Origin of the sequence: Brevundimonas lutea (assembly GCF_003704105.1) — a bacterium.
Lineage (GTDB): Bacteria > Pseudomonadota > Alphaproteobacteria > Caulobacterales > Caulobacteraceae > Brevundimonas > Brevundimonas lutea.
This window is the reverse complement of the sequence record NZ_QUOQ01000003.1, coordinates 570,590-593,639: the sequence shown is the minus strand read 5'-3', so window position 1 is coordinate 593,639 and position 23,050 is coordinate 570,590. Positions and strand designations below refer to the sequence as shown.

Here is a 23,050-nt window from a genome sequence, read left to right as displayed (position 1 = left end):
CGGTCACCACGTGCCGATCTTCTCGGCTTCCTTGTGGGTGATCGGATCGCCGGCCCTGGCATGATCGACCTCCGCCAGGAAACGGGCGGCTTCCAGCGCGGCCATGCAGCCCATGCCCGCGGCGGTGACGGCCTGGCGATAGACGTCGTCGGTCACGTCGCCGGCGGCATAGACGCCCTCGATCGCGGTCGCCGTCGTGCCCGGCTTGACCACCAGATAGCCGCCCGTCTTGGTCTCCAGCTGGCCGGCGAACAGCTCCGACGACGGGGCGTGGCCGATGGCGATGAACACGCCGTCGGCGGCCAGTTCGCGCGTCTCGCCCGTCTTGACGTTCAGCAGGCGCACGCCGGTGACGTTGGACGATACCCCGTCGACCTGACCCAGCACCTCCTCGATCGCCGAATTCCAGATCACCTCGACCTTGGGATTGGCCATCAGCCGCTCGGACAGGATCTTCTCGGCCCGGAACTCGTCGCGCCGGTGCACCACCGTGACCTTCGAGGCGAAATTGGTCAGGAACAGCGCCTCTTCGACGGCGGTGTTGCCGCCGCCCACGACGATGACTTCCTTGCCGCGATAGAAGAAGCCGTCGCAGGTGGCGCAGGCCGAGACGCCGAAGCCCCGGTACTTCTGCTCCGACTCCAGGCCCAGCCACTTGGCCTGGGCGCCGGTCGAGATGATCACCGTCTCGGCCACGATCTCCGCGCCCGAATCGAGGGTCAGGCGGAACGGCCGGGCCGACAGATCGGCCTTGACCACAATGTCCTCGATCACCTCGGTCCCGACATGCTCGGCCTGGGACCGCATCTGATCCATCAGCCAGGGGCCCTGGATGACCTCGGCAAAGCCCGGGTAATTCTCCACGTCGGTGGTGATGGTCAGCTGGCCGCCGGGCTGGATGCCGGCGATCACGACGGGGTTTAACAGGGCGCGGGCGGCATAGATGGCGGCGGTCCAGCCGGCCGGGCCGGAACCGATGATGGCGACGCGAACTGATCGGGGGGATTGGGCGGTGGACATGGGCCGTTATCTAGGCTCGATTCCGGGCTGTTGCGAGACAGGAGGCCGGCGTGGCTGAGGATAAAAACGGCGGGGACACCGGCCAGTCGGCCATGGGCGTGTGCATCGCCTTGGGCTTGGCGCTCGGCGCGGCGTTCGGCGTGGCCATGGACAGTCTCGCCATCGGCGTCGCCCTGGGACTGGTGCTCGGCATCGCCGCCGGAACCGCGGCGGCCCAACGCGCCAAGCGTCGCTCGCGCGGCGGCGACGCCGGAGCCGCGACAACGACACATCGCGATCCCGACGACGCGGGCTCAGACGGCGGGGGCGACGGCGGCGGCGACGGCGGCGGCGGCGGGGACTGAGCCCTCAGCCCTCGGAGCCTCCCACCATTCGGCGCAGAACCTCGCGCGCCGCGCGATCCGTCTCTGCCAGGGGCCTATAGCGCCAGCTCTCGAGATCGCCATCAAAACGTCGCGCGACGCCCAACTCCCTTAGCCTTGCATGCAGGCGATCGAACTTTCGACCGCCGCCCGGCAGATCGAGGACCTGTACCGGCTTGCCGGTCGAAGCCGCCTCTGTGGCCATGTTGGCGCTGTCCTCGGTGACCAGAATGTGGTCGGCGGCATGCAGGAAGGCGAACAGCGGGTTCGGCCCCTCGCCGTCCCACACCCAACCGGGCAGGGCCGACAGACGCGCGGTCATTACCCTTCGCGCCGCCTCGGGCGTTCGTCGCGAGAAGGTGACCAGCGCCGAGCCGCCCGCCGCCGTCACCGCCTGGACGATCCGGTCGGCCAGCGTCGCTGCATGGGCTTCCGGCAGGTCGAAGGCCTTGGACTTTCCGCCGATCAGCACGGCGACGCGCGGCCGGGGAAGGGGATCGATCCGCTCCGCGAAGGCTGGCCAGGCGTGGGCCAGCCGCTCCGGCGTGATTCGGTGCGGCGATCCGACGATGGACAGCACATTAGGCCCGGCAACCCCGTCATGCTCCGGCGCCACCATCAGGTCGAAGTCGTCCAGCCCCCCACGAGGATCCTGAGTCTGCACCACGAATGTCTGGCCGCCGCTCCAGCGCCTTACCCGGCGAGAGAACGGCAGGCTGGCTCGGCCCGTGGCGATCCACAGGTCGGGCCACGGTGGCGCGATCTGGTCGGACTTCGCGGCCAACAGCGCGCGCGGCGCGATCCTGAGACCGTTGGGCAGGCGCGCGAACGCCGACCGATACTTGAGCCGCTTCACGGTAATTTCCGCCGGCGTCAGCCGCGCCACCGCCTCGGCGAGCCCCAGAGCCTGGTTCTCGATGCCGGCGCGGCCATCGGACACGGCCCAGATGGTCAGCGGTTGATTGCCCGAACGCTCGCTCACGAGCCGGTGCGCGGGCCTGTCGGCGCGCTTGTCACCGCGCTGTCCGCCTCGATCCAGCACATCGCCTCGATCTTGTTGCCGTCAGGGTCCCTCAGAAAGGCGGCGTAATAGCCGGGCGCATACTGCGGTCGTCGTCCCGGCGCGCCGTCGTCCATGCCTCCGCCGGCCAGGCCCGCCGCGTGAAAGGCGGCGACCCGCTCGGGCGAGGTGGCGCGAAAACAGACATGGGCGCCATTGCCGGGCCGCGGGTCGCGCATGTCGTGAGGCAGGGTGGCCCAGAATTCGGGAAAGTCGCGGCCCCAGGCAATGCCGGCGCGATGCTCCATCACCCGGCGCGCGCCGAGCGCAGTCATCACCGCGTCGTAGAAGACACCGGCGCGGGTCAGGTCCGCGACGCCCACGGACACATGCGAGACCAAGGCCTGGCGTGTGTCCGGGGGCTGAGTCATCGGATCAGATCCACTCGACCTTCATGATCTCATAGGCCTTCACGCCGCCGGGCGTGTTGACCTCGACCACGTCGCCGACCTCCTTGGAGATCAGCGACCGCGCGATCGGAGAGGCGATGGAGATTCGGCCGGCCTTCACGTCGGCCTCGTGCTCGCCGACGATCTGATAGCGGCTCTCTTCCTCGGTGTCCTCGTCGACCACGGTGACCGTGGCGCCGAATTTCACCTGGTCGCCGTTCAACTTGGACACGTCGATGACCTGGGCGCGGCTGATCTTGTCCTCGATCTCGGCGATCTGGCCCTCGATCCAGCCCTGACGCTCCTTGGCGGCGTGATACTCGGCGTTTTCGGACAGGTCTCCGTGCTCACGCGCCTCGGAAATGGCGGTGATCACGGCGGGACGCTCCACCGACTTCAACTGCTTCAACTGGTCGTCGAGGGCGCGATAGCCCTCGGCCGTCATCGGCACTTTATCCATGTGGGATTGGTTTCTTTTCGCCCGCAGACTGAGAGAGAGGGGGAACTCACGCAAACAAAAACCGGTCGAGGGCGGTTTCGACCGGGGCAGAGAGACTAGGCCATGTCAGCCGAAAACTCAAGCCATGCGGTCACGTGGCGGCGTTGGCGTGGACCGGCCTGTGCGTCGCTTGATCCAGGTCAGACCCAGCCACGCCACAGCCGCCACGATCAACCCCACGCCCACCACGCCCGCCACCGCTGCGCCCGCGGCGAGGAAGACGAAGCAGGCCACCAGGGCGATGGCCAGCAGGCCGATGACTTGCAGAAGGGTCATGCGCATGGCGACCTCAACGGTCTGGGACGCCTTGGGTTGCTGTGTCGGATTGAGGACGCGGGACCTGTGAGTGGTGAGTCGTGATTCGTGAGTGGCGACGCCCCCGCCGCAGCACGCCGCACCACTCACGACTCACCAATCACGGCTCACGATCACCTGCCCCCCTCTCGCCTCGCCAGAAGGGCCAGCCGTTCGAACAGCATCACATCCTGCTCGTTCTTCAGCAGGGCGCCGTGCAGGGGGGGAATCAGCTTTCCGGGTTGGGCCTCGGCCAGAACCGATGGATCAATGTCCTCGATCAGCAGCAGCTTCAGCCAGTCGAGTAGCTCGGAGGTTGAGGGCTTCTTCTTCAGGCCCGGTGTCTCGCGCACCTCGTAGAAACGCTTGAGCGCGGTGGAGACCAGCCGACCCTGGATGCCCGGGAAGTGCGCCTCGACGATGGCCTTCATCGTCTCGGGTTCGGGAAACCGGATGTAGTGGAAGAAGCACCGACGCAGGAAGGCGTCCGGCAGTTCCTTCTCATTGTTCGAGGTGATGACGACGACCGGGCGGCGCTCGGCGGCGATGGTCTCGCCGGTTTCGTGGACGAAGAACTCCATCCGGTCGAGTTCCTGCAGCAGGTCGTTGGGGAACTCGATGTCGGCCTTGTCGATCTCGTCGATCAGCAGCACGGGCCGCTCGGCCGCCGTAAACGCTTCCCACAGCTTGCCGGGCTTGAGGTAATTGCGGACGTCGTGGACCCGCGCCTCGCCCAGTTGGCTGTCACGCAACCGCGAGACGGCGTCGTATTCGTACAGGCCATGCACCGCCTTGGTGGTCGACTTGATGTGCCACGTGATCAGGGGCGCGCCCAGCGCCTTGGCCAGCTCGTAGGCCAGTACCGTCTTGCCCGTGCCCGGCTCACCCTTAATCAGCAGCGGCCGCTCCAGCGCCACTGCGGCCTCGACCGCGATCCTCAAATCATCGTCGACGATATAGGCCTCTGTGCCGGAAAAGCGGGCGCGGTCATCAGCCATGAAAAAGGGCTCCGTTTCGGATCGAAACGAAGCCCTATCGCAACCCTCCCGCGGCGTGAACCGCGCTCAGGTGATCTTCTTGGCCGCCGGCGGATCGCTGGCCGGGAAGGTCTCGTCGACCGACTCGTCGATCAGATCTTCCTGATGGTCGTCGTCGGCGCCATGGGTCTTGCCCTTGAGCTGGTCGGGCTTGCCGCCCTCGGGCTGGATCTTGCGGGCGTAGGGGGCGTCGATGTCGTCGTCTTCGCGTTGTGCGCTCATTTTTCAGTCTCCTCGTCCGGACCATATCCCAGGCCCTCGATATCGTCGTCCGACAGGCGCTTGGCCTCCCAGTGCGCGGCGGAGGCCTGGGCCCCTTTCACGTTGCGCATCAGGCCGGTGTAGACCAACTCAACCTCATCGGATCCCCGCGCGTCATCGCTCTCGCCGTCGATCTTTGCCAGGCGAGGCGAGTCCAGGCCGTTCAGGTCGTCGGCTGCGGGATCTACCCCGTCGGCCCCCAGAACATCGTCCAGGTCCATCTCCTCCTGGTCTTCGTCGTCGGCGTCGCCCTGGGCCTGGGTGACGTCCATGACGTCCACCTCCTCCAGCGTGACGTCGCCGTCGCCGTCGTCGTCCAGATGGGTCTCGTCGAAGGTTTCCGACTGTTCCTGATCGTCGTTGAATTCGATCTCGGGCACCGGGGCTCTCCTGTCGTTGCCCTCAGACAACGCCGCCCGCGTCTCGCCTGTTCCTCCGCTTAACGCCGATCTTCAGGCGGCCCGGGCGGCTCCGGCCCGCGTCGCTAGAGCCTGGGCTACGCGGCCCATTACCCCGTCCCAGTCGGCGAAGCCGTCGGTGGGGAAGGCGGTGGCCGAGGGATAGCAGGGCCAGCCGTCAGAGCCGAAGCCTGGCCAGTGATCGGGGGTGGCGATCAGCCACACCGGCGCCCCGACCGCGCCGGCCAGGTTCAGGGTGGCGTTGGCTGGGCCGATGACGAGGTCCAGCGCCTTGGTCAGGGCGGCGACCCCATCGAGGTCGTCCTTGAGGTCCAGCTCCGGCGTCCAAAGGTCGAACCCCTGCTCGGCCGCCTCTGCGAGCTCCGGCGCGCAGTCGCCGTACTGGAGGTTCACGAACCGAACGCCAGGCGTCGACAGCACCGGCCGCCACAGCTCGAACGGCGAAAAATAGCGCGCCCGGTGCCCGTCCAGTTTCAGGCTCTTCCACAGCACGCCGACCTTGGGCTCGGGGCCGAGCGCGTCGAGCGTCCGCCGCCAGTGTGCAACCTGCTCGCCGTCCGGCGCCAGGAACGGCGTCCTCGGAAAGTCCTCCAGCGAGCGCCGGAAGCGCCGGAAAAGGCTGCCGATCGGCGCGTGCAACTCGGGCCGCTCCGCCTCGGCCGGCAGCGCCGCCACCCGCGCCAGGCGCCCCGCATGCCGAACCGTCCGGTGCCGCACCACCGTCGCCTCCGGAAAGCTGCGCTGGAACAGGGGAACCAGCCGGTGTTCGACGGCCACCGTGAGCTGACCGCCCGGCCCCACCGCCCGGATCGCGTCCGGTAGCACATTGGCGAACAGCACCTCGTCGCCCAGCCCCTGCTCGCCGAACACCAGCAGACGCCGACCTTCAATGTCCGTCTCCGGCGTCCACCGCGCACTGTCGGTGGCGAAGGCCAGGGCGTCCTTCATCCGAGGATCGAACCGGACCTCATAGGTGTCGAACCCGTCCTCCAGTTCGCCCAGCAGCAACAGGACCAGCGCCCGCGCCATCCGCATGGTCGCGGTCTCGTGAGCGTCGGCGCACAGCGGAATGGCCTGGTCGATGTCGGCCAGGGCCTCGCGCGGCTCGCCCAGCGCCATGCGGGCGTTGGCCCGGTTGTAGAGCGCCTTGTGATCGCCGGGCTGCAGCCTCAGCGCCTCGTCGAAGAAGGTCAGGGACTGGGCCATCTCCCCCTGGTCGGTCAGCACCGTGCCCAGGGTGTTCCAGTACAGCGCGATCTCCGGCGACCGCTCGATACAGGCGGTCAGCAGGGCGACGGCCTCCGGATAGCGCTGCTGGTCGCGCAGCACACAGGCCAGGTTGTTGGACGCCTCGGAATTGTCAGGGCTGAGCTCCAGCGCCTTGAGCAAAAGCTTCTCGGCGATCTCCAGATAGCCGAGCCGTTGCGCCAGCCGGCCAAGGTCCCGCGCGATCGGCCCCTCGTCCACGGCCAGCTTCAACGCCGTCTCATAGGCGGTCAGGGCGGGGGCCAGGTCGCCCGCCTTCTCGCGCGCGATGGCCAGCACATGCCAGGCCAGATGCCACCGTTCGCACAGCTCTAGCGCCTTGAGCGCCTGGCGGGTGCCGAGCGCATAGTCCTGGGTGCGAATCGCCGCCACCGCCGATTTCAACGCCGTCACCGCCGGCTTCGGCGGCGTGACGGCGGCCCGGGCGGGCTTGGCCAAGGCCTGCGACAACAGATTCAGCGCCTGGGGTGAGGCCGCGTCTCCCGCCGAAGCCAGGCGGGCCTTCGGGACGGGCGAGGGCAGGGGGGCGGCGTCGGTCGCGGCGGTCATGGGCCGACCCTCGCCCGCTTTCGACAAGACATGGTTAACCCCGTCTGTTTACCGTTTCGGAAGCCGTCCATCCGCCATATCCGGATTCGGAAGCGTCGGCCGGGGAGGCTCGAGATCCATGCCGCTGAAACTGTCCCTCAAGCCGGGCGAGCGCTTCGTGCTGAACGGCGCGGTGGTGCAGAACGGCGACCGTCGCGGCGTTCTGGTGCTTCAGAACAAGGCCTCGGTCCTGCGCGAAAAGGACATCATGCAGGCCGATGAGGTCACCACGCCCGCGCGCCGCATCTATTTCCCGGTCATGATGATGTACCTGGACGAGGCCAACGCCACCAAGGTCTATGACGAGTTCGCCACCCGCCTGGGCGAGTTCATGAGCGCGACCCGCAATCCGGACATCCTGGCCGAATGCGTCGCGGCGTCGCGCCACGTCATGGCGCGCGAATACTACAAGGCCCTGATGGCGGCCCGTAAGTTGGTTGATTACGAAGAACAAAGGATGGGGAATGTCGCTCAAGGCGTACACCCAGGCGACCGCGCGGGCTGAGAATCCGCGTCAGTCGGAGTATCGCCTGTTCAGCCAGGTCACCCACGCCCTGATCGAGGCGGAGGGCCTGGACACGACCGACATCGGCGGCCGCATGCAGGCCCTCGACTGGAACCGACGTCTATGGTCGACGCTGGCGACGGACTGCGCTGATCCGGGCAATGCCCTGCCGCAACCGCTGCGGGCCCAGATCATCTCGATCAGCCTTTGGGTCAGCCGACACACCTCCCTCGTCATGCAGCGCGAGGAGGACATCGGGCCGCTGGTCGAGATCAATCGTATGGTGATGCAGGGCCTCGCCGGCGCGCCCCAGCCTCAGCCCCAGGCCGCCTGACCCAGCTGGCCTGACCACCTTTCCTTCCCCGGCGTGATCTTGGCGCCGTGCGGGGGCCGGGCTACCACCCTGACACCATCATGCGTCCCTCTGGACGCCCAGGGATCAGGAGACGACCATGGCCGACCTCGCGCAGATCACCGACCACATCCGCACCTCGATCGGTGACAACTCCGGCCTCGGCAAGACGGTCAAGATCGACATGGGCGCGGACGGCGTCATCTATATCGACGGCGCCTCGGTCCCGAACACCGTGACCAACGAGGACAAGCCCGCCGACGGCAACATCAAGGTCAGCCTTGCCGATCTGGAAGCCATCGGGAACGGCCAGCTCGACCCGGTCATGGCCTTCATGCAGGGCAAGCTGAAGGTCGACGACATGATGCTGGCCCAGAAGCTCGCCCCGCTGCTGAAGCGCTGACCGTAAATCTCCCTCCCCCTCGTGGGGGAGGGCCGTCGTCGCGAAGCGGCGACGGGGTGGGGGCGCTCCCTGGACGCCAGGCGCCGGCTCAATCTGCTGGGCGCGCCCCCCCCCCGGTCGCTGCGCGACCACCCTCCCCGGAGGGGGAGGGAGAGGGGTGTGACCATGAACTTTCAGCCCAGCGACCGCGCCGAACAGTGGCGGTCCCGCCTGCTCGACTTTCTCCAGACCCGCGTCTGGCCGGCCGAGGCCGACTACCGCGCCGAGGTCCATGCCGACCCCAGGCGGCAGCCGCCGACCATGGAGCGGCTCAAGGCGGAGGCGCGCGAGGCTGGTCTCTGGAACATGTTCCTGCCCGGCGATCACGGCGCTGGCCTGACCAACCTCGAATACGCCCCCCTGGCCGAGCTGATGGGCCGCCATCTGTGGTCGGCCGAGGTGTTCAACTGCGCCGCGCCCGACACCGGCAATATGGAGGTCCTCCATATGTATGGCGACGCGGCCCAGCAGGACCGCTGGCTGAAGCCGCTGATGGCCGGCGAGATCCGTTCGGCCTTCCTGATGACCGAGCCTGAGGTCGCCTCCTCCGACGCCACCAACATCCAGACCCGGATCGAACGCGACGGCGACCACTACGTCATCAACGGCCGCAAGTGGTGGTCGACCAACATGGCGCATCCGAACGTCGCCATGACCATCGTCATGGGCAAGACCGACCCGGACGCCGCGACCCACCAGCAGCAGAGCCAGATCATCGTCCCGGTCGACGCGCCCGGCTTCCGGATCGAGCGGATGCTGTCCGTCTTCGGCTACGACGAGGCGCCGATCGGCCACGCTGAGGTTGTGCTGGACAATGTCCGCGTCCCCGCCGCCAATCTGATCGCGGGCGAGGGCAGGGGCTTCGAGATTGCGCAAGGCAGGTTGGGCCCGGGTCGAATCCACCACTGCATGCGCACCATCGGCGCGGCGGAGCGGGCGCTGGAGCTGATGGTCGACCGGTTGCTGTCGCGCACGGCCTTTAGGAAGACCATCGCCGAGCATTCGGTGTGGGAGCAGCGGGTCGCCGAGGCCCGCACCAACATCGAGATGTGCCGCCTGCTGACCCTCAAGGCCGCCTGGATGATGGACGAGGTCGGGGCCAAGGGCGCCAAGTCCGAGATCGCCCAGATCAAGGTCGCGGCCCCGAAAATGGCGCTGAAGGTCATCGACGACGCCATCCAGGCCTTCGGCGGCGCCGGCGTTTCGGCCGACACGCCGCTGGCCGAACTCTACGCCGGCATCCGCACCCTCAGGATCGCCGACGGGCCGGACGAGGTTCACAACCGGACGATCGCTCGGCTGGAGTACGCAAAGGCGAGGCCGCGTGATTCGTGATTGGTGACTCGTGATGGGTGAGTAGGGGGCAGCCCCATCACCATTCACGATTCACGAATCACGATCGTCCCTTCCCGGATCCAGGCTGTTGTCGACCTCGGCGTCGATCCCCGACCGGTTGGAATGGAAAGCCAGGGCCATCAGCCCCCAGGCCAGGCCCGCCGTGCCGATCATGCCGATGCCGAGCGCGATCCAGCCGTGCACGGACATCTCGCCGCCGCCCATCGCGGCCCACAGCCAATTCATCAAGCCCACCGCCACGGCGGCCACCAGAACGGCGAAACCCAGCGCGAGGCCGAACCGGACCAGACGCTGGGTCATGGGTGATCTCCGCTCAGATCGGGATTAGCGCTGGACCCACTGGCCCTGGGCGTTCCTGTACCATTCGCCCGAGCTGATGCGGGGCAACAGCTGGCTCTCGAACATCCGCGCTCCGGCCACGGCGGCCGACACCCCCGCCTCGGCGCCGCGGTTGGCATAGGCCTGGCGGCGCGCACTGTTGGTCACAGTGATGGCCTCGCGCGTGTCGGCGTCGGTCGAGGTTCGCACGCCCACGAAGCCGTCGGCCTGTTCTCCGACTTCCCCGCGCGACTTGGCGGAGTCGATCAGGGCCTTCTGGGCGCCGGTCTGGGCCAAGGCGGTTCCGGCCAGGGCGACGCCCATGGCCAGGGCCACGGCGCCGGCGGCGAAGACGGCCTTCAGGCCGCCGCGTCGGCTCAGGTTCTTGATGGTGTCAGTCATGATTTCAGCCCCTCCTTGAGGGTCAGAACAGGTTCGGGTTTTCTTGCAGCAGGGCTCGGAGCTCCTCGTCCAGCCGCACCCGGACGTCAGCGTCCAATTTGGCGTAGATCTGGATCGGATCAACCTGCAGCCGCACCGTCGGGGTGCAGGCCGCGGCCCCCACGGCCATCAGCGCGGCCGACATGGCCAGCGGCGCCGCGAGCCGGCGGGCGATCGATTGGGGCGGCTGGCTCATGGCGCTCTCCTGTGGCGTTTCATATCCAACGCCGACCATACAACGCCCACGGTGCTGAACCGGTTCTGAACGGTCAAGGCTCCACCGGTTCAGCTGTCGGTTCATTCTCACCGCGACGCGCCCGCTGCAGCGCCAGAAAGTCACTCGCCAGCTGATTGGCGTTGATCGTGGTGTCCAGCGTCAGGTCGATCTCGGTGCCGCTGGGCAGGGGCAGCTCGCGATTGAGGAATTCGCGCGAGATCAGTTCGAACACCGACAGACGCAAATCCTGCCTCTGGGGCGGATCGTGCCGCCCCTTGATGGAGAACAGCACGCCCAACCGTCCCTCCGGCAGGCTGTTCACATCCGCCGACATCGTGTCGAACGCCAGATTCTCCATCGCCTGATAGGCCAGGTCCTGCACGGTGTTCTCCGACACCTCGCCGCCGCCGCCGGCCGCGACCTCGCTCAGCGCTTCGCGATTGATCGACAGCCGGCCCGGCTGGACCGCCGCGATCGCGCCGCCCCGGATGCGCACGCCGCCCTCGCGGCTGTAGGTGAAGGGCAGCCGCCCGGACACCACCGCATCCATCGCCACCTTTTCGGCGAAGTCGGACGCCGCCACCACCTCGCCCAGTTGCACCCGGTCCAGCACCAGAACGCCGGACCAGTCGCCCTGGCCATTCAGCGGGTACTCGATGGGTTCGACCCGGACCACACCCCCGGCCACCGCCAGTTCGAAGGCCCCGACATTCAGGCTGTCGGCATCCAGTTCGAAATCCAGCTCCACCTCGGTCAGCGGCGTGAACGCCCCGATGCTGCGCACCGTCAGCCGCTGGCCCGGCGCGGTGATCGGCGGCGTCAGGCTGATCAGCTCGACACGCCCCGCCAGACCCTCGACCGGCCCGGCCGGGCTGACGAAATCCAGGCCGTCCGTCGAGACCACGCCCGAACTGGTCACTCCCGCCGGGGTCCAGTCGAAGCGGCCGGAGAAGGCGGCCTGGCCATTGACCGGCTCGTCGACGAAACCGGCGACCAGCGGCGTCAGGTCGTCGGGCTGCAGTCCGCCCTCGGCGAAGGTCAGCTGGGGCAGGGCGATGGTCACGCCCCCGGCCTCAAGCCGTCCGTCATGCTGGAACTCCGCCCGGCCCAGCGCCGTGCCCAGCCGCGCCAGGTCGAAGCCGCCGGTCCAGCGCTCGTCCGACAGCCGCGCCTGTCCGCTCGCCGCCAGCGGTCGAAACCGCACCGGCTCCGCCAGGTCCAGCAGACCGGCCCGCGCCACGTCGGCGACCAAATCCAGCGTGCCCGGTCCGCCATCGACGGTCACGGCGCCTTCCGCCTCGCGCACCCCGACCTCGAAGCTCGGGATGTCGGCGCTGACTTCGGCCATCCGGCCCTGGGCCCGCCAGGCGCCGTCGCGCACGGTGACGAGCGGCGCGGTCCCGGGGCAGAAGTCGCCCGAGACATCCACCGCGTCGTTCTCGCCCAGTTCCAGCATCGCCGCCGTCACGTCCAGGCACCGCGAAGGCCGATAGGTCAGCACCCCGCCGGCCTGGGTCAGCGTCCCCGCCGTATCGACTGTCAGCCCCCGCGCCAGGCCGAAGTCCAGCGCCGCCGTTCCGGCCAGATCGGCCGTGAAGCCGTTGGCGGTCAGCGACCAGCGAGGGATGTCGAACCGCGCCTGAGGCAGGCCCGCGCCGCGCGTGGCGACCAGCCGCATCGCCCCGCCGCCTGGCGCCGTGCCCGCCTGGGCGTAGATCGGCCCTGGGGCGGTGAGCACGCTCAGCACCCCGCCATTGGTCGGCCTGACCTCGACCGGCCGGGTCAGCCGCACCCGCGCGCCTTCGGCGTCGGCGGTCAGGCGAAAGCCCGGCGCGCTCAGCCGGAAATCGCCCAGCGCCCGCTTCATCGCCGCCAGCTCGGGCACATCCTCCGGACCGACCGGGCCGAACAGCGGCCAGCCCCCGCCCGCCGCCGTCATCGACCCGCTGGCCGACAGGATCGCCGCGCCTTCATTGACCAGATCGAACCCGACCTGACCCCGCACGGTCCTCAGGTTCAGATCGCCGAACGTGAACCGGTCCGCCGCCAGCGACAGCGGCGCCGTCGCCTCCCACGCCGCGCCGCGTCCGCCGATCAGGACGGCATCACTAGCCGCCGTCAGGTCAAAGAACACCGCGTCGTTCAACGCCATCCGCCCGGCCGTCACCCGCGCCGGTCCCTGTCCGCGCCAGGTCACCCCGTCCTCGCCGCGCGATACGGTCAGGGTCAGGCCGTTCAGCGCCGCCCGGGTGTCGCGGCCCTCGGCGAACCCGGCCTCCAGCGCCTCCGCCTCCACCGTTCCGTTGGTCTCGGCGTCCAGGCGGAAGGTCTCGATCCAGCCTCGCAACCGTCCCGAAAGCTCCAGATCGGCCTCGATCCCGGCGAACGTTCCGGCCGGCGTGCGCAATCCGCCGGCGGTCAGATCGATCTCGGCGCTGACCGGCTGGGCCGCCTCCAGGATGCCGCGATCCGGATAGGGAAGGGCGGCGGTCAGGCTCAGCGCCAGATCCTCGCCCACGCTGTTCGCGGTGCTGAACTGCTCCAGCCCGGTCGTCAGCGTCAGCGCCACCACCTGTCGCGCGCGTGGGCCTTCCGAGGTCCGCACCGTCAGGCGGCTGTCGGTCAGCCGGCCTTCGATATCCCCGCTCTTCAGCGCCGCCGCCGGCACGCGCGCGTCCAGCCGCATCAGTCTTCCGTCATCCAGCCGCGCCTCGGCCAGGGCGCGCACCGGGCCGTATTCGGTTTCCAGCCTCGCCTCGCCCTGTTCGATCAGCACGATCGGACCGCGCTGTGTCGGGTCCGGCGGCCGCTGGGTGAACTCCTCGACGATCGGGTCCAGCGAGCCGAAACTCAGCCGCCCCTCGCGCCAGCTGGCCCGCACCATCGGGCGGACCAGACGGATACGGCTGGGCGTCACCCCCAGGCCCACCGACGACCACGGCGCCCCGACCACATAGTCGACCTCGACCCGCTCCACGCGCACATCGGGATTGGCGGGATCGCCGATGACGATGCGGCCGACGAAGCGGTCGAACTCCACCGTCTCGACCTGGATGTCCGCGGCGACCCCACGTTCCTCCAGCCAGCCGACCAGCAATTGCCGCGCCGCCTCGCGCCGGGCCAGCCACAGCACCGTCGTCGCCAGGATGAGGAGAAGCAGGAACGCCAGCAGACCGAGCAGCACACGCCGCATCCACCGCCTCGGCGGCTTCGGCTTGCGCCGTCGGCGATCCCAGGCCGGGGCGCCCGACCCTGCGGGCCGCGACTCGCTGGCGCTGTCGGGCGTGTCTTCAGTCACCGAAATTTCCGCGCGGCCCAGGCTGAGACGAGGTCATAGACCGAAAAGCCGCACCCGGAAAACAGCCCGGATTCCAAGGCTCTCTATAACTTACGTTAACCCTTTGTAACCGAGTGCTTCCCAAACTGGGTTAGTCCGTCTATAGCCGGAACCTTCGGCGCCCGGGGTTATGGCGCGCCGGGGGACAGTAACAGTTTCAGCTTGGCGCCGTGCAGGGCGTCGTCGATAGCCGGGGACCGATGGCCCAGTTCGATCCACGCCGCCAGCCGCGTCGTTTTTCACCGCAGCTTCTGACCCTGACCGCCGCGGTCGGCGTCGCCTTGGTGGCCGGTCGCTTCTACGAACCCGTTCACGCCACGGAAGTTCCGCCCCTGACCGCCGCCGAGACGGCGGCGCTCGAGGCCCAGGCCTTCGCCACCGCCGGCGCGCCTGCCGGCCTCGCCCAACCCGAAGCCATTCCTGTCCAGGTCCGCTCGGGCGAAACCTTTGAGGAAGCCATTCAGCGCGCCGGGGTCGGCGAGGCCGAGGCTCGCGCTGTGGCCCGCACCCTGTCCAACGCCTTCGACGTCTCCAGCGTCCGCGCCGGGCTCAAGTTCGAAACCGCCGTGGCCCGCCCGCGCACCGGTCGCGGCGACGCTCGCCTGATCGGCCTGACCGTTCGCACCAGCCCGGTGTCCCAGCTGACCGTGTCGCGCAGCTTCGACGGCGCCCTGCGCCTGCGCTCGCTGGAAGAGAAGGTGACGCGCGAGACCCACGTCTTCGCCGGACCGATCAACGGTTCGCTCGCCGCCTCGGCCCAGCGTCTGGGCGCGACCTCGCGCCTGACGTCCCAGGCCACCCGTCTGTTCGCCCACAAGATCGACTTCACCCGCGACCTCAAGGCCGGCGACCGCATGATCTTCGTGGCCGATCGCGCCGTGACCGAGAGCGGCCGGACCATCGAGACCGGCGACCTGCTCTATGCCGAGATCAAGGGCCACGTCTTCTATCGCTTCCAACCCGCCGGCGCCCGCGAGGCCCAGTATTTCGACGCCGAGGGCAAGAATATCCGCTCGGGCCTGATGCGCTCGCCGGTCGACGGCGCCCGCCGCTCCTCGAACTACGGCATGCGCCGCCACCCGATCTCCGGCTATCGCAAGATGCATCAGGGCATCGACTTCGCCGCCTCCTCGGGCACGCCGGTCTATGCCGCGTCCGACGGCGTGGTGATCGAGGCGCGTCGCTGGGGCGGTTACGGCAACTGGGTGCGCGTGCGTCACTCCAATGGCCTCGAGACCGGCTACGCCCACCTCTCGCGCTTCGCCCGGGGCCTGCGCGCCGGCCAGCGCGTCGAGCAAGGCCAGGTCATCGCCTATGTCGGCTCGACCGGCGCCTCGACCGGCCCGCACCTCCATTACGAAATCTGGAAGAACGGCCAACGGATCAATCCGGCCGGCGTCAAGATCACCTCGGGCGTGGAACTGACCGGCGCAGACCTGACCGCCTTCAAGGCGGAAAAGGCCCGGATCGACGCCATGGTTGCCCGTCAGCAGACGGTCGCCGAGCCCACCCGCACCGCCGCCGTCGGCGGCCTGCGCACCGGTCGGGTGTGAGCGGACCCAATGTCCGCCTCCCCGGCGAAGGCCGGGGCCCCAATTGTATGACGCAGCCCTGACCGACCACGCTCAGAGGCGCGCCTACCACTGAGTTTGGCGCTCTGAAATCTGGACGCCGGCCTTCGCCGGGGAGGCGGTCGATGCTTCGGGCCGAGCTTAGCCCTTCGCCGCCACGATCGCCTGTTCCAGCGCCGCCGGGTCGTTCGTCTCCGACACCCGTCCATCGACGAAGAAGGTCGGCGTGCCCTGCAGGCCGACCGTGGCGGCCGCGGCCTGCAGTTCCTGCACGTGCCGGCGGGTCGTCTCGGCCTCCATGAAGGCGCGCGCCGCGGCCATGTCCACACCGGCCTGGGCCAGCGCCTGGTCGACCGTCGCCTGATCCAGGCTGTCGGCCGCCATCAGCGCCTGGTGGACCGGCAGATAGCGACCCTGGGCGTCAGCGGCCAACGCCGCCCGCGCGGCGTAGTGCGAGATGCCGTCCTGCGGGCCGTCCAGGATGGGCCACTCCTTGAAGACGAACCGCACATTCGGGTGCCGCTCGATCAGCGCCAGATAGGGCTCGGCCAGCACCTTGCAGTAGGGGCAGCGGTAATCGAAGAACTGATGCACCACCACGCTGGCGCCCTCGGGCCCCACCGCCGGGTCGCGCGGATCGGCGGCCAGCAACTGCGGGTTCGCCGCCACGCCCTCGGTGATGCGCTGGAACAGGTTGGCATATTCGGCTTGCTGGCGCGCCTGCATGACCTCTTCCAGCACGGTCGGATTGGCCATGAGATAGGCTCTGACCCTGCTGTCGAAGCCCATCTGGCTCCAGCCCGCGACGCCCAGTGCCACCGCGGCGACACCGAGGGCGGCCATCGAGAGCAGTCGATCGGAACGCGGCTTTCCAGCAGCGGCGGGCGGGGGGGATTCGGTCATTCCGCCTTTTAGCATCGTGGCGGATCATTTGGGAAAGCCCCGCTCGGCCTCACCCGCCCTGGCGCGCGCCCTGACGTTGATCCAGTTCCTGCAAGTCTTCCGGCGTGGCGCCCGACGCCAGCACGATGTCCACCGCCCGACGCCATTCGTTGGTCCCCGGCTGCAGCATGTCGCGGGCCCTCAGGGCGAACTGCGTCGCCTGCTCCTGTCGGCCCATGGCGTAATAGAACTCGGCCGAAGCCAGCCGCGCCTCGCCTTCCAGGCCCTGGGTTCCATAGGCCTGGGCCAGAAGCCGCCACGCCAGCGGATTGTCGTTCTCATAGGCCAGCGATCGCTTCAGCTCGGTCACCGCCTCGTCCAGCCGGCCCTCGTCGTTGGTTTCGATCAGCGCGTGCGCCAAGTTGATGCGCAGCAGCGGCGCCTCCGGGGCCAGCGCGACCGAGCGTGCATGAAACGGAACCGCATCGGCCGGCCGTCCGCCCTCGAACAGGATCTGCCCCTTCAGCTCCTGAAAGTACGGATTTTCCGGCTGCTCGGCGATCAGGACGTCGACGCCCGCCAAAGCCCGCTCCATCTGCCCGTCCTTGTACCAGGCGATGGTCCGCGCATACCGTGCCGGCAGGCTCTGATCCGCCTCGGTATACGTCCGGTAGGTCTGGGTCGGGGCGTTCATGAAGCCCCTGATCTTGGCCTGCATCAGCGCCAGCTGCTCCACACGCGCCTCGGGGATCGCCGCATCGTGGTTGGCCAGGGCCGCCACTGGCCGCCTCAGGTTCTCGATCCGTTGCGAAGACAGCGGGTGGCTGCGGAAATAGGGGTAGCGCCGCGCGTCCGAGAACACTTCCTGGGCCCGGAACTTCTCGAAGAAGTCGACCAGCCCCTGAGCCGACACGCCGGCCGAATCCAGGGCTCGCGCGCCGGTCAGATCGGCCTCGCCCTCCTGGCTCTGAAGATATTGCAGCGCGCCGATGGTGCCGAAATGCCCGGATGACCCCAACAGCGCCGCGCCCGCGCTGGGGGCTCCGGCCGCCACGGCCAGCGCGCCCAGGGCCATCGACACGATCATCGGCTGCATGCCCGCCTCGCGCGCGCCGTTTCTCAGCACATGGCGATTGCGGATATGCCCGCCCTCGTGGGCGATGACGCCCAGCAGCTCATTGGGCGAATCGGCTTCCAGGATGATGCCGGTGTTCAGCCCCATGGTCTGGTTGACCGTCGCGAAGGCGTTCAGCGACGGGTCGTCGATCAGCAGCATGGTCACGTCGTCGGGCGGCAGGCCCATCGCCGTGAACACCGGATCCGACCATGACCGCAGGATGCCCTCGATCTCGGTGTCCCGGATGACCGACTGGGCCTGGGCCTGAACGGGGGCCAGCGCCACCGTCGCCGCCACGCTCAGGGCTGCGGCCGCCGCGCGCGCGCCACGCCGCCAGGACCGGGGGGAGGGGAGGATGGAAGACACGCGCATTCGCCGCTTTCCGCCTGTTCGACCCCTCCGCCGGTCAGACTAGCGCCGCCTGCTCAGCGACGCCACCATCCTCGCTTGGCCTTTTTCGGGGCCTCGGTGATCTGGTGCGGATCATCCTGGATCAGGGTCGACACATCCAGCTCGGGCTTGCGGGCCGGAGCGTGCTCGACCAGGGCGACCGCCTCGGCGGTGTCCGTCGCCGTCTCGCCCTCAGCTTCGGCCGTTACCGGAGCGGCCTGTGGCGACGTCTGCGGCGCGGGTGCGACCGCCTCCGCGTCCCGCTCAGCTTCGGCCTCGGCGGGCGTCACGTCCAGTTCGACCGCGTCGGCTGTGTCCACCGGCGCCGTTTCGGCCGCGGGCTTGCGACGCACCCGGCGGCGGCGCGGCGCTTCGGCCTCCCCGGTCTCGACGGCGATCGGCCGGTCGGCCGGCAGGGCCTCGGCCGGCATGCCCTCGGCCACGGCACGGGTCTCCACCTTGGTGTCGTGATCCAGCGGGGCCTGGTCGATGTCCTCATCGGTCTGACGATCCCGGCCGCGACCGCGTCCGCGCCGGCGACGACGCGAGCGTCCGCCGCCTTCGCCGCGATCCTCGGCCTGCACGCCGGAAATGGACTCGCCGTCCGCCGGCGCCGCCTCGACCCGGGTCGGGCTCACCGAGCCCTGAGGATCCAGCGGATCGAACCACACATAGGGGTCGTCCAGCGACGGCGTGCGCGCCCGGACCCAGCCATAGGGATCGCGCTCGCGGGCCACATCCTCGCGCACGCGACGGCCGCCGCGACGACCTCGACGGCGACGTCGGCCGCCATCCTCGTCGTCGTCGTCGCGCGCCTCGACATCGTCGGTCGACGCGGCCTCGCTGTCGTCTTCCGCGGCCTCGGAAGTCTTGGTCTCGTCTTCGCGTCCACCGCGCCGGCGCCGCCGACCCCGGCCGCGACGCCCGCCGCGATCCTGGTCCTCGTCCTCGCCTGCCGAACCTTCGCCCTCGGCCTCGACAGCCTCGTCCTCGTCCTCGTCTTCCTCGGCCTCGTCCACGACATCGTCGAAGTCGTCGGCCGGCAGGTCCTGGAAGGCTTCCGGAGCGACGAACTCCTCATCCGTCTCGGTGCGCTCGATGACATGCTCGGCCTGGGCCAGGCTGTCGTCGATCTGGACGATGACCTTCAGACCCTTCCGCGCCTGCAGCCGCTGCAGATAGTCGCGTTTGTGGTTCAGGATGAACATCGCCACCGCCGTCGACACGCGCAGCACGATGCAGCCCGCGCCGTTCTTGCCGGCCTCGATGTCCACGGCCCTCAGGGTGGTCAGGGCGGCGCTCTCGGCCGAGCGGATGCGCCCGGCGCCCTGGCAGTGCTGACAGACCTCGGTCGCGCCCTCGATCACCCCCAGGCGACGCCGCTGGCGGCTGATCTCCATCAGGCCGAACTCGGAGATGCGTCCCATCTGGATGCGGGCCCGGTCGCCGGCCAGCGCGTCCTTCAGCACCTTCTCGACTGCGCGGTTGTTCTTGCCTTCATCCATGTCGATGAAGTCGATGACGATCAGCCCGGCCAGGTCGCGCAGCCTCAGCTGGCGCGCGGCCTCGGCGGCGGCCTCCAGATTGGTCTTCAGCGCGGTCTGCTCGATGCCGCGCTCCTTGGTCGCCCGGCCCGAGTTGACGTCGATGGCGACCAGCGCCTCGGTCTGGTTGATCACCAGATATCCGCCGGACTTCAGCGGCACCACCGGCTGGTGGATCTGGTTCAGCAGCTCCTCGATCTTGTGCGAGGCGAACAGCGGCGTCGCGCCCCGGTACAGATGCACCTTCTTGGCCTGGGACGGCATCAGCACGCGCATGAAGTCGCGCGCCTCTCGCCAGCCCTGCTCGCCGTCCACCTGGATGCCGTCGAAGTCCTTGTCGAACATGTCGCGCACCGCGCGCCGGACCAGATTCTCCTCCTCATAGATCATCGAGGGGGCGTTGGACTTCAGCGTGGTCTCGCGGATCGTCTCCCACAGCCGCAGCAGATAGTCGTAGTCGCGCTTGATCTCGGCCTTGGTGCGCTTGGCGCCCGCGGTGCGGATGATCAGGCCCATGCCGCGCGGCACCTCCAGCGAGGCCGCCGCCGCCTTGAGGCGCTTGCGATCGGTCGCCTGGGTGATCTTGCGCGAGATGCCGCCGCCCTTGCCGGTGTTGGGCATCAGCACGCAGTAGCGGCCGGCCAGGGACAGCCAGGTGGTCAGGGCCGCGCCCTTGGCCCCACGCTCGTCCTTGACGACCTGCACCAGCAGAATCTGGCGGCGCTTGATGACGTCCTGGATCTTGTAGCGCCGCATCAGGCGCCGCTTCAGACGCTCCTCTTCGGCGGGGCCGCCCTCGGCCTCGTCGTCGGCGCTCTCGCGATCGAGGTGCTCGTCGCCGTCATCGTCCGCCTCGGCCATGATGGCTTCGCGGTCGGCGACCGGGATCTGATAATAGTCGGGGTGGATCTCGTTGAAGGCCAGGAAGCCGTGGCGGTTGCCGCCGTACTCCACGAAAGCGGCCTGTAGGCTGGGTTCTACCCGGGTGACCTTGGCGAGATAGATGTTGCCGCGCAGCTGGCGGCGGGCCGTGGATTCAAAGTCGAATTCTTCGATCTGACGGCCGTCCACGATGGCGACGCGCGTCTCTTCCGCGTGCGCCGCATCGATAAGCATGGTCTTGGACATGTAGGCGATCTCCAGGCGCGCCAATCCGCATCCTCTTCCGGAGGAGGGGGCGGCTCGCCGATGTTTGGGAAGGGGCCGTGTCCAGCATCCGGTCGGCCGGCGCGTGCGCGCGGGCGACGGCTCCGCGTCCGGCGCCGGGGGCGCTTTGGACGGAGGCGGAGAGGCTGGGGATGGGGCCCATCGAGTTCGGGTTCGTTCTTTCGGCGCGTCGAACTCCGTCATCGGAGCCCACGCTGCCAGGGACTGGCGAATCGCCGGAAACCCCGGCCGACCCGCGAAATCAGGCGGATGTCATGACCAAGAGGCGCGCCTTGAGCGGCCATCGGTCGCGATCAACATAGTCACGCCGGCGGGGAATGGAAAGCGCTGTGTCCCAGAAGCCCGTCAAGGGGTGACGGCGTCAGCCCTGTCCGCACGCTCCCGCACGCGCCGGTCCAGATCGTCCAGCGCTGAAGCCATCTCACCGGTCGGCCAGATGGCGATCTCGCCGCCAAAGCCCTGCTCGTCCCGGGTGGAGCCCCAGAACCGGTAGCGGGCGCCGTGGACTCGGCGAGCGATCTTGCCGTTGTCGGAGATGATTCCCGGCAGCGAGAATTGGCCGGCGTCGGCTTGGGCGGCACGCGCCAGCAAGTCGGACAGACCTTCGCACTGCTGCATCGGCAGGCGGATGACGGGCGTTTCAGTGCCTTGACGGACCTCCACAGTCCACTTGAAGGATTCCGCTGACCAGCCCGACCCGACCCGTCCATCGTTGTAAAACGCGACCGATCGCTGCCACTCCTGCTCACGGTGGACGTCGTAGCCGATCCGGGGGGCCCGAGACGGATCAGACTGCGGCGTCGTCTCAGGCTGAAGAGCGCCGATGACGAGCAGCAAGGCGCCGAGGCTAGCAGGGCTGACCATTGGGATTCACTTCCTCTTCGGCCTGGGTCGGGCGAGCATCCCCGCTCTCGTAGACGCACGAGCTAAGCAATCAGCCCTGATCGGCACACTCCCGCACGCGAATATCCAGCTCGCGGATCGCGGAAGCCATCTCCCCCGTCGGCCATATGGCGACCTTGCCGCTGAAGCCCTGCTCGTCGCGGGTGGAGCCCCAAAGGCCGTAGCTGAACCCGTCTCTCCTAGACCCGATCCGACCATGATCCGGGACAATTCCCGGCAGGTAGAACTTCCCGAAATCAGCCTGGGCCACCCGTGCCAGCCTTTCGGCAAGACCGGCGCAGTCGCGCATCTCGAACCGCTGCGGTCCTGTATCAACCCGGCGAACCTCGACAAGCCAGTCGTAGGCAGTGGGCGACCAATCGGTGCCCACCAAGCCCCGGTTTATGAAGGCGACCGACCGCTGCCACTCCCGCTCGTGATGCACGTCGTAGCCGATCGCCGGAGCGGGGGTGGCCTGAGGAGCTTCAGGCGTCTGCAACAGACTAGCGAACGCGGCTGCGACAAGAGCGCTAGCAAGGTCGACCATTAGGATTCACTTCCTGCCCGATTTCAGTTGGGGGAGGATCATCTGTATCGCCTGGCGCGTCTTCATACACGTGAATAGTCCCGATCGACCCGTCAGGATTGATTGTAATGACATACATATAGAAAGTTTCATCGGGACGACCCGGTGGGGTATTTCGCGCTCTAGCGTTACTCGCAAGAAAATTGTCCCAGTCTTCGCCACTGGGAAGTGGACTTCCGCCGGGATGGGTGTGGACATCCCCCATATAGTTCGCGTTATTCGCCCCGGTGAGGTCAACCGAAAAGTCAGTCGTCAGATCTGACCAGTCGATCTCCGGTCCTGGAATGATCGTACCAACCTCGATATCCCTGCCAGACGACTTGAGTAGGAACGCGCCCCATTCGCGATTGCGCATGTTCGGCCCCCGCGGACCCACGTCGTTCCCGCCGGCCCTGATCGCCTCGGACATGAAGTCCTGCGCTGCCTTGGCGGCCGCGGCGTCAGCGTTCCATGCCGCCGCCCCCTCCGGCGTGGCGCAGGGATCATAGCCCGGCCCATCCGGCTGAGGGTTCGGGTCGTCGTCGATCTCATATTGATCCGGGGCGCCCGTGCCGCGACCTCCGCCTCCGCCATAGGCGCCGCTGCTGCCGGCCGGTCGTCGCTGGCCGATCACCACGATCTCATCCAACTCTGTAACGTCGTCGTCCTGGGGCATCGCCACCTCCTTGAGTGGAGGAAACGGCTTGGGGGGGGGGGCTTGGGTTGCTGCGCCTGACGCCATCGTGATGCGGCAGCCGTCATCCTTAAC

25 protein-coding genes are annotated in these 23,050 nt (G+C 68.4%); 6 read left to right on the top strand and 19 right to left on the bottom strand.

Features of this window, described 5'->3' with window-relative positions; translation table 11 throughout:
- Nucleotides 1–3: 3 nt before the first annotated feature.
- Entirely contained in the window at nt 4–1,020 is a 1,017-nt protein-coding gene (trxB, locus tag EES48_RS06870; protein ID WP_122465611.1) for a thioredoxin-disulfide reductase, read from the bottom strand.
- A gap of 50 nt (nt 1,021–1,070) precedes the next feature.
- Here trxB and EES48_RS06865 point away from each other — a divergent pair, with 50 nt between their 5' ends.
- The gene (locus EES48_RS06865) at nt 1,071–1,364 is read left to right on the top strand and encodes a glycine zipper domain-containing protein (protein WP_240623250.1); all 294 of its coding nucleotides are present in this window, start codon (nt 1,071–1,073) and stop codon (nt 1,362–1,364) included.
- A gap of 4 nt (nt 1,365–1,368) precedes the next feature.
- On the opposite strand, the gene EES48_RS06860 is transcribed toward EES48_RS06865, so the two are convergent.
- From EES48_RS06860 to EES48_RS06825, 8 genes are all read right to left on the bottom strand, one after another.
- Nucleotides 1,369–2,364: a mitochondrial fission ELM1 family protein gene (locus tag EES48_RS06860; RefSeq protein WP_122465610.1), complete on the bottom strand. Its 996-nt coding sequence runs from the start codon at nt 2,362–2,364 to the stop codon at nt 1,369–1,371.
- Nucleotides 2,361–2,813, bottom strand: coding sequence for a VOC family protein (locus EES48_RS06855; RefSeq protein WP_162998060.1), 453 nt, complete (start codon nt 2,811–2,813; stop codon nt 2,361–2,363). The genes EES48_RS06860 and EES48_RS06855 overlap by 4 nt, the downstream gene beginning before the upstream one ends.
- A gap of 4 nt (nt 2,814–2,817) precedes the next feature.
- Complete coding sequence (greA, locus tag EES48_RS06850; RefSeq protein ID WP_122465609.1) at nt 2,818–3,291, bottom strand: transcription elongation factor GreA; 474 nt, start codon at nt 3,289–3,291, stop codon at nt 2,818–2,820.
- A gap of 117 nt (nt 3,292–3,408) precedes the next feature.
- Nucleotides 3,409–3,612 carry a hypothetical protein gene (locus EES48_RS06845; RefSeq protein ID WP_122465608.1) on the bottom strand — a complete coding sequence of 68 codons (204 nt, stop codon included), beginning with the start codon at nt 3,610–3,612 and terminating at the stop codon, nt 3,409–3,411.
- A 146-nt stretch (nt 3,613–3,758) separates the two neighbouring features.
- Nucleotides 3,759–4,622, bottom strand: a complete 864-nt coding sequence (locus tag EES48_RS06840; RefSeq protein ID WP_122465607.1) for an AAA family ATPase — start codon at nt 4,620–4,622, stop codon at nt 3,759–3,761.
- 66 nt (nt 4,623–4,688) lie between these two features.
- Entirely contained in the window at nt 4,689–4,883 is a 195-nt protein-coding gene (locus tag EES48_RS06835; RefSeq protein ID WP_122465606.1) for a hypothetical protein, read from the bottom strand.
- The gene (locus tag EES48_RS06830) at nt 4,880–5,302 is read right to left on the bottom strand and encodes a hypothetical protein (RefSeq protein ID WP_122465605.1); all 423 of its coding nucleotides are present in this window, start codon (nt 5,300–5,302) and stop codon (nt 4,880–4,882) included. The genes EES48_RS06835 and EES48_RS06830 overlap by 4 nt, the downstream gene beginning before the upstream one ends.
- 72 nt (nt 5,303–5,374) lie before the next feature.
- Nucleotides 5,375–7,156, bottom strand: coding sequence for a tetratricopeptide repeat protein (locus EES48_RS06825; RefSeq protein ID WP_122465604.1), 1,782 nt, complete (start codon nt 7,154–7,156; stop codon nt 5,375–5,377).
- A gap of 118 nt (nt 7,157–7,274) precedes the next feature.
- Here EES48_RS06825 and flbT point away from each other — a divergent pair, with 118 nt between their 5' ends.
- The 4 genes from flbT to EES48_RS06805 all read left to right on the top strand — a co-directional run bounded on the left by flbT (nt 7,275) and on the right by EES48_RS06805 (nt 9,829).
- Nucleotides 7,275–7,700, top strand: a complete 426-nt coding sequence (flbT, locus tag EES48_RS06820) for a flagellar biosynthesis repressor FlbT (protein WP_122465603.1) — start codon at nt 7,275–7,277, stop codon at nt 7,698–7,700.
- Nucleotides 7,660–8,034 (top strand): flagellar biosynthesis regulator FlaF, encoded by a 375-nt coding sequence (gene flaF / locus EES48_RS06815; RefSeq protein ID WP_122465602.1) that lies wholly within the window; start codon nt 7,660–7,662, stop codon nt 8,032–8,034. Before flbT ends, flaF begins: the two co-directional genes overlap by 41 nt.
- Nucleotides 8,035–8,152: 118 nt before the next feature.
- Complete coding sequence (locus EES48_RS06810) at nt 8,153–8,455, top strand: SCP2 sterol-binding domain-containing protein (RefSeq protein ID WP_122465601.1); 303 nt, start codon at nt 8,153–8,155, stop codon at nt 8,453–8,455.
- A gap of 165 nt (nt 8,456–8,620) precedes the next feature.
- Nucleotides 8,621–9,829, top strand: a complete 1,209-nt coding sequence (locus EES48_RS06805; protein ID WP_122465600.1) for an acyl-CoA dehydrogenase family protein — start codon at nt 8,621–8,623, stop codon at nt 9,827–9,829.
- Between the two features lie 51 nt (nt 9,830–9,880).
- Here EES48_RS06805 and EES48_RS06800 read toward each other — a convergent pair whose 3' ends face one another.
- From EES48_RS06800 to EES48_RS06785, 4 genes are all read right to left on the bottom strand, one after another.
- Complete coding sequence (locus EES48_RS06800) at nt 9,881–10,150, bottom strand: hypothetical protein (protein WP_122465599.1); 270 nt, start codon at nt 10,148–10,150, stop codon at nt 9,881–9,883.
- 24 nt (nt 10,151–10,174) lie between these two features.
- The gene (locus EES48_RS06795) at nt 10,175–10,570 is read right to left on the bottom strand and encodes a DUF1318 domain-containing protein (protein WP_122465598.1); all 396 of its coding nucleotides are present in this window, start codon (nt 10,568–10,570) and stop codon (nt 10,175–10,177) included.
- 22 nt (nt 10,571–10,592) lie between these two features.
- The gene (locus tag EES48_RS06790; RefSeq protein ID WP_122465737.1) at nt 10,593–10,754 is read right to left on the bottom strand and encodes a YnbE family lipoprotein; all 162 of its coding nucleotides are present in this window, start codon (nt 10,752–10,754) and stop codon (nt 10,593–10,595) included.
- Nucleotides 10,755–10,878: 124 nt separating this feature from the next.
- Nucleotides 10,879–14,019 (bottom strand): intermembrane phospholipid transport protein YdbH family protein, encoded by a 3,141-nt coding sequence (locus EES48_RS06785; RefSeq protein ID WP_122465597.1) that lies wholly within the window; start codon nt 14,017–14,019, stop codon nt 10,879–10,881.
- A gap of 344 nt (nt 14,020–14,363) precedes the next feature.
- Here EES48_RS06785 and EES48_RS06780 point away from each other — a divergent pair, with 344 nt between their 5' ends.
- A complete protein-coding gene (locus EES48_RS06780; RefSeq protein WP_122465596.1) occupies nt 14,364–15,716 on the top strand; it encodes a M23 family metallopeptidase in 1,353 nt (450 codons plus the stop codon).
- A 159-nt stretch (nt 15,717–15,875) separates the two neighbouring features.
- Here EES48_RS06780 and EES48_RS06775 read toward each other — a convergent pair whose 3' ends face one another.
- The 6 genes from EES48_RS06775 to EES48_RS14820 form a co-directional block, all read right to left on the bottom strand.
- Nucleotides 15,876–16,637, bottom strand: a complete 762-nt coding sequence (locus EES48_RS06775; RefSeq protein ID WP_162998059.1) for a DsbA family protein — start codon at nt 16,635–16,637, stop codon at nt 15,876–15,878.
- Between the two features lie 49 nt (nt 16,638–16,686).
- A complete protein-coding gene (locus EES48_RS06770; RefSeq protein WP_122465594.1) occupies nt 16,687–18,105 on the bottom strand; it encodes a M48 family metalloprotease in 1,419 nt (472 codons plus the stop codon).
- Nucleotides 18,106–18,158: 53 nt separating this feature from the next.
- On the bottom strand, nt 18,159–20,795 hold the full coding sequence (locus EES48_RS06765; RefSeq protein ID WP_122465736.1) for an Rne/Rng family ribonuclease: 2,637 nt from the start codon (nt 20,793–20,795) through the stop codon (nt 18,159–18,161).
- 384 nt (nt 20,796–21,179) lie between these two features.
- A complete protein-coding gene (locus tag EES48_RS06760) occupies nt 21,180–21,671 on the bottom strand; it encodes a hypothetical protein (protein WP_162998058.1) in 492 nt (163 codons plus the stop codon).
- 97 nt (nt 21,672–21,768) lie between these two features.
- On the bottom strand, nt 21,769–22,215 hold the full coding sequence (locus EES48_RS06755; RefSeq protein ID WP_162998057.1) for a hypothetical protein: 447 nt from the start codon (nt 22,213–22,215) through the stop codon (nt 21,769–21,771).
- A gap of 31 nt (nt 22,216–22,246) precedes the next feature.
- Nucleotides 22,247–22,957 (bottom strand): MPN domain-containing protein, encoded by a 711-nt coding sequence (locus tag EES48_RS14820; RefSeq protein WP_162998056.1) that lies wholly within the window; start codon nt 22,955–22,957, stop codon nt 22,247–22,249.
- Nucleotides 22,958–23,050 lie beyond the last annotated feature (93 nt).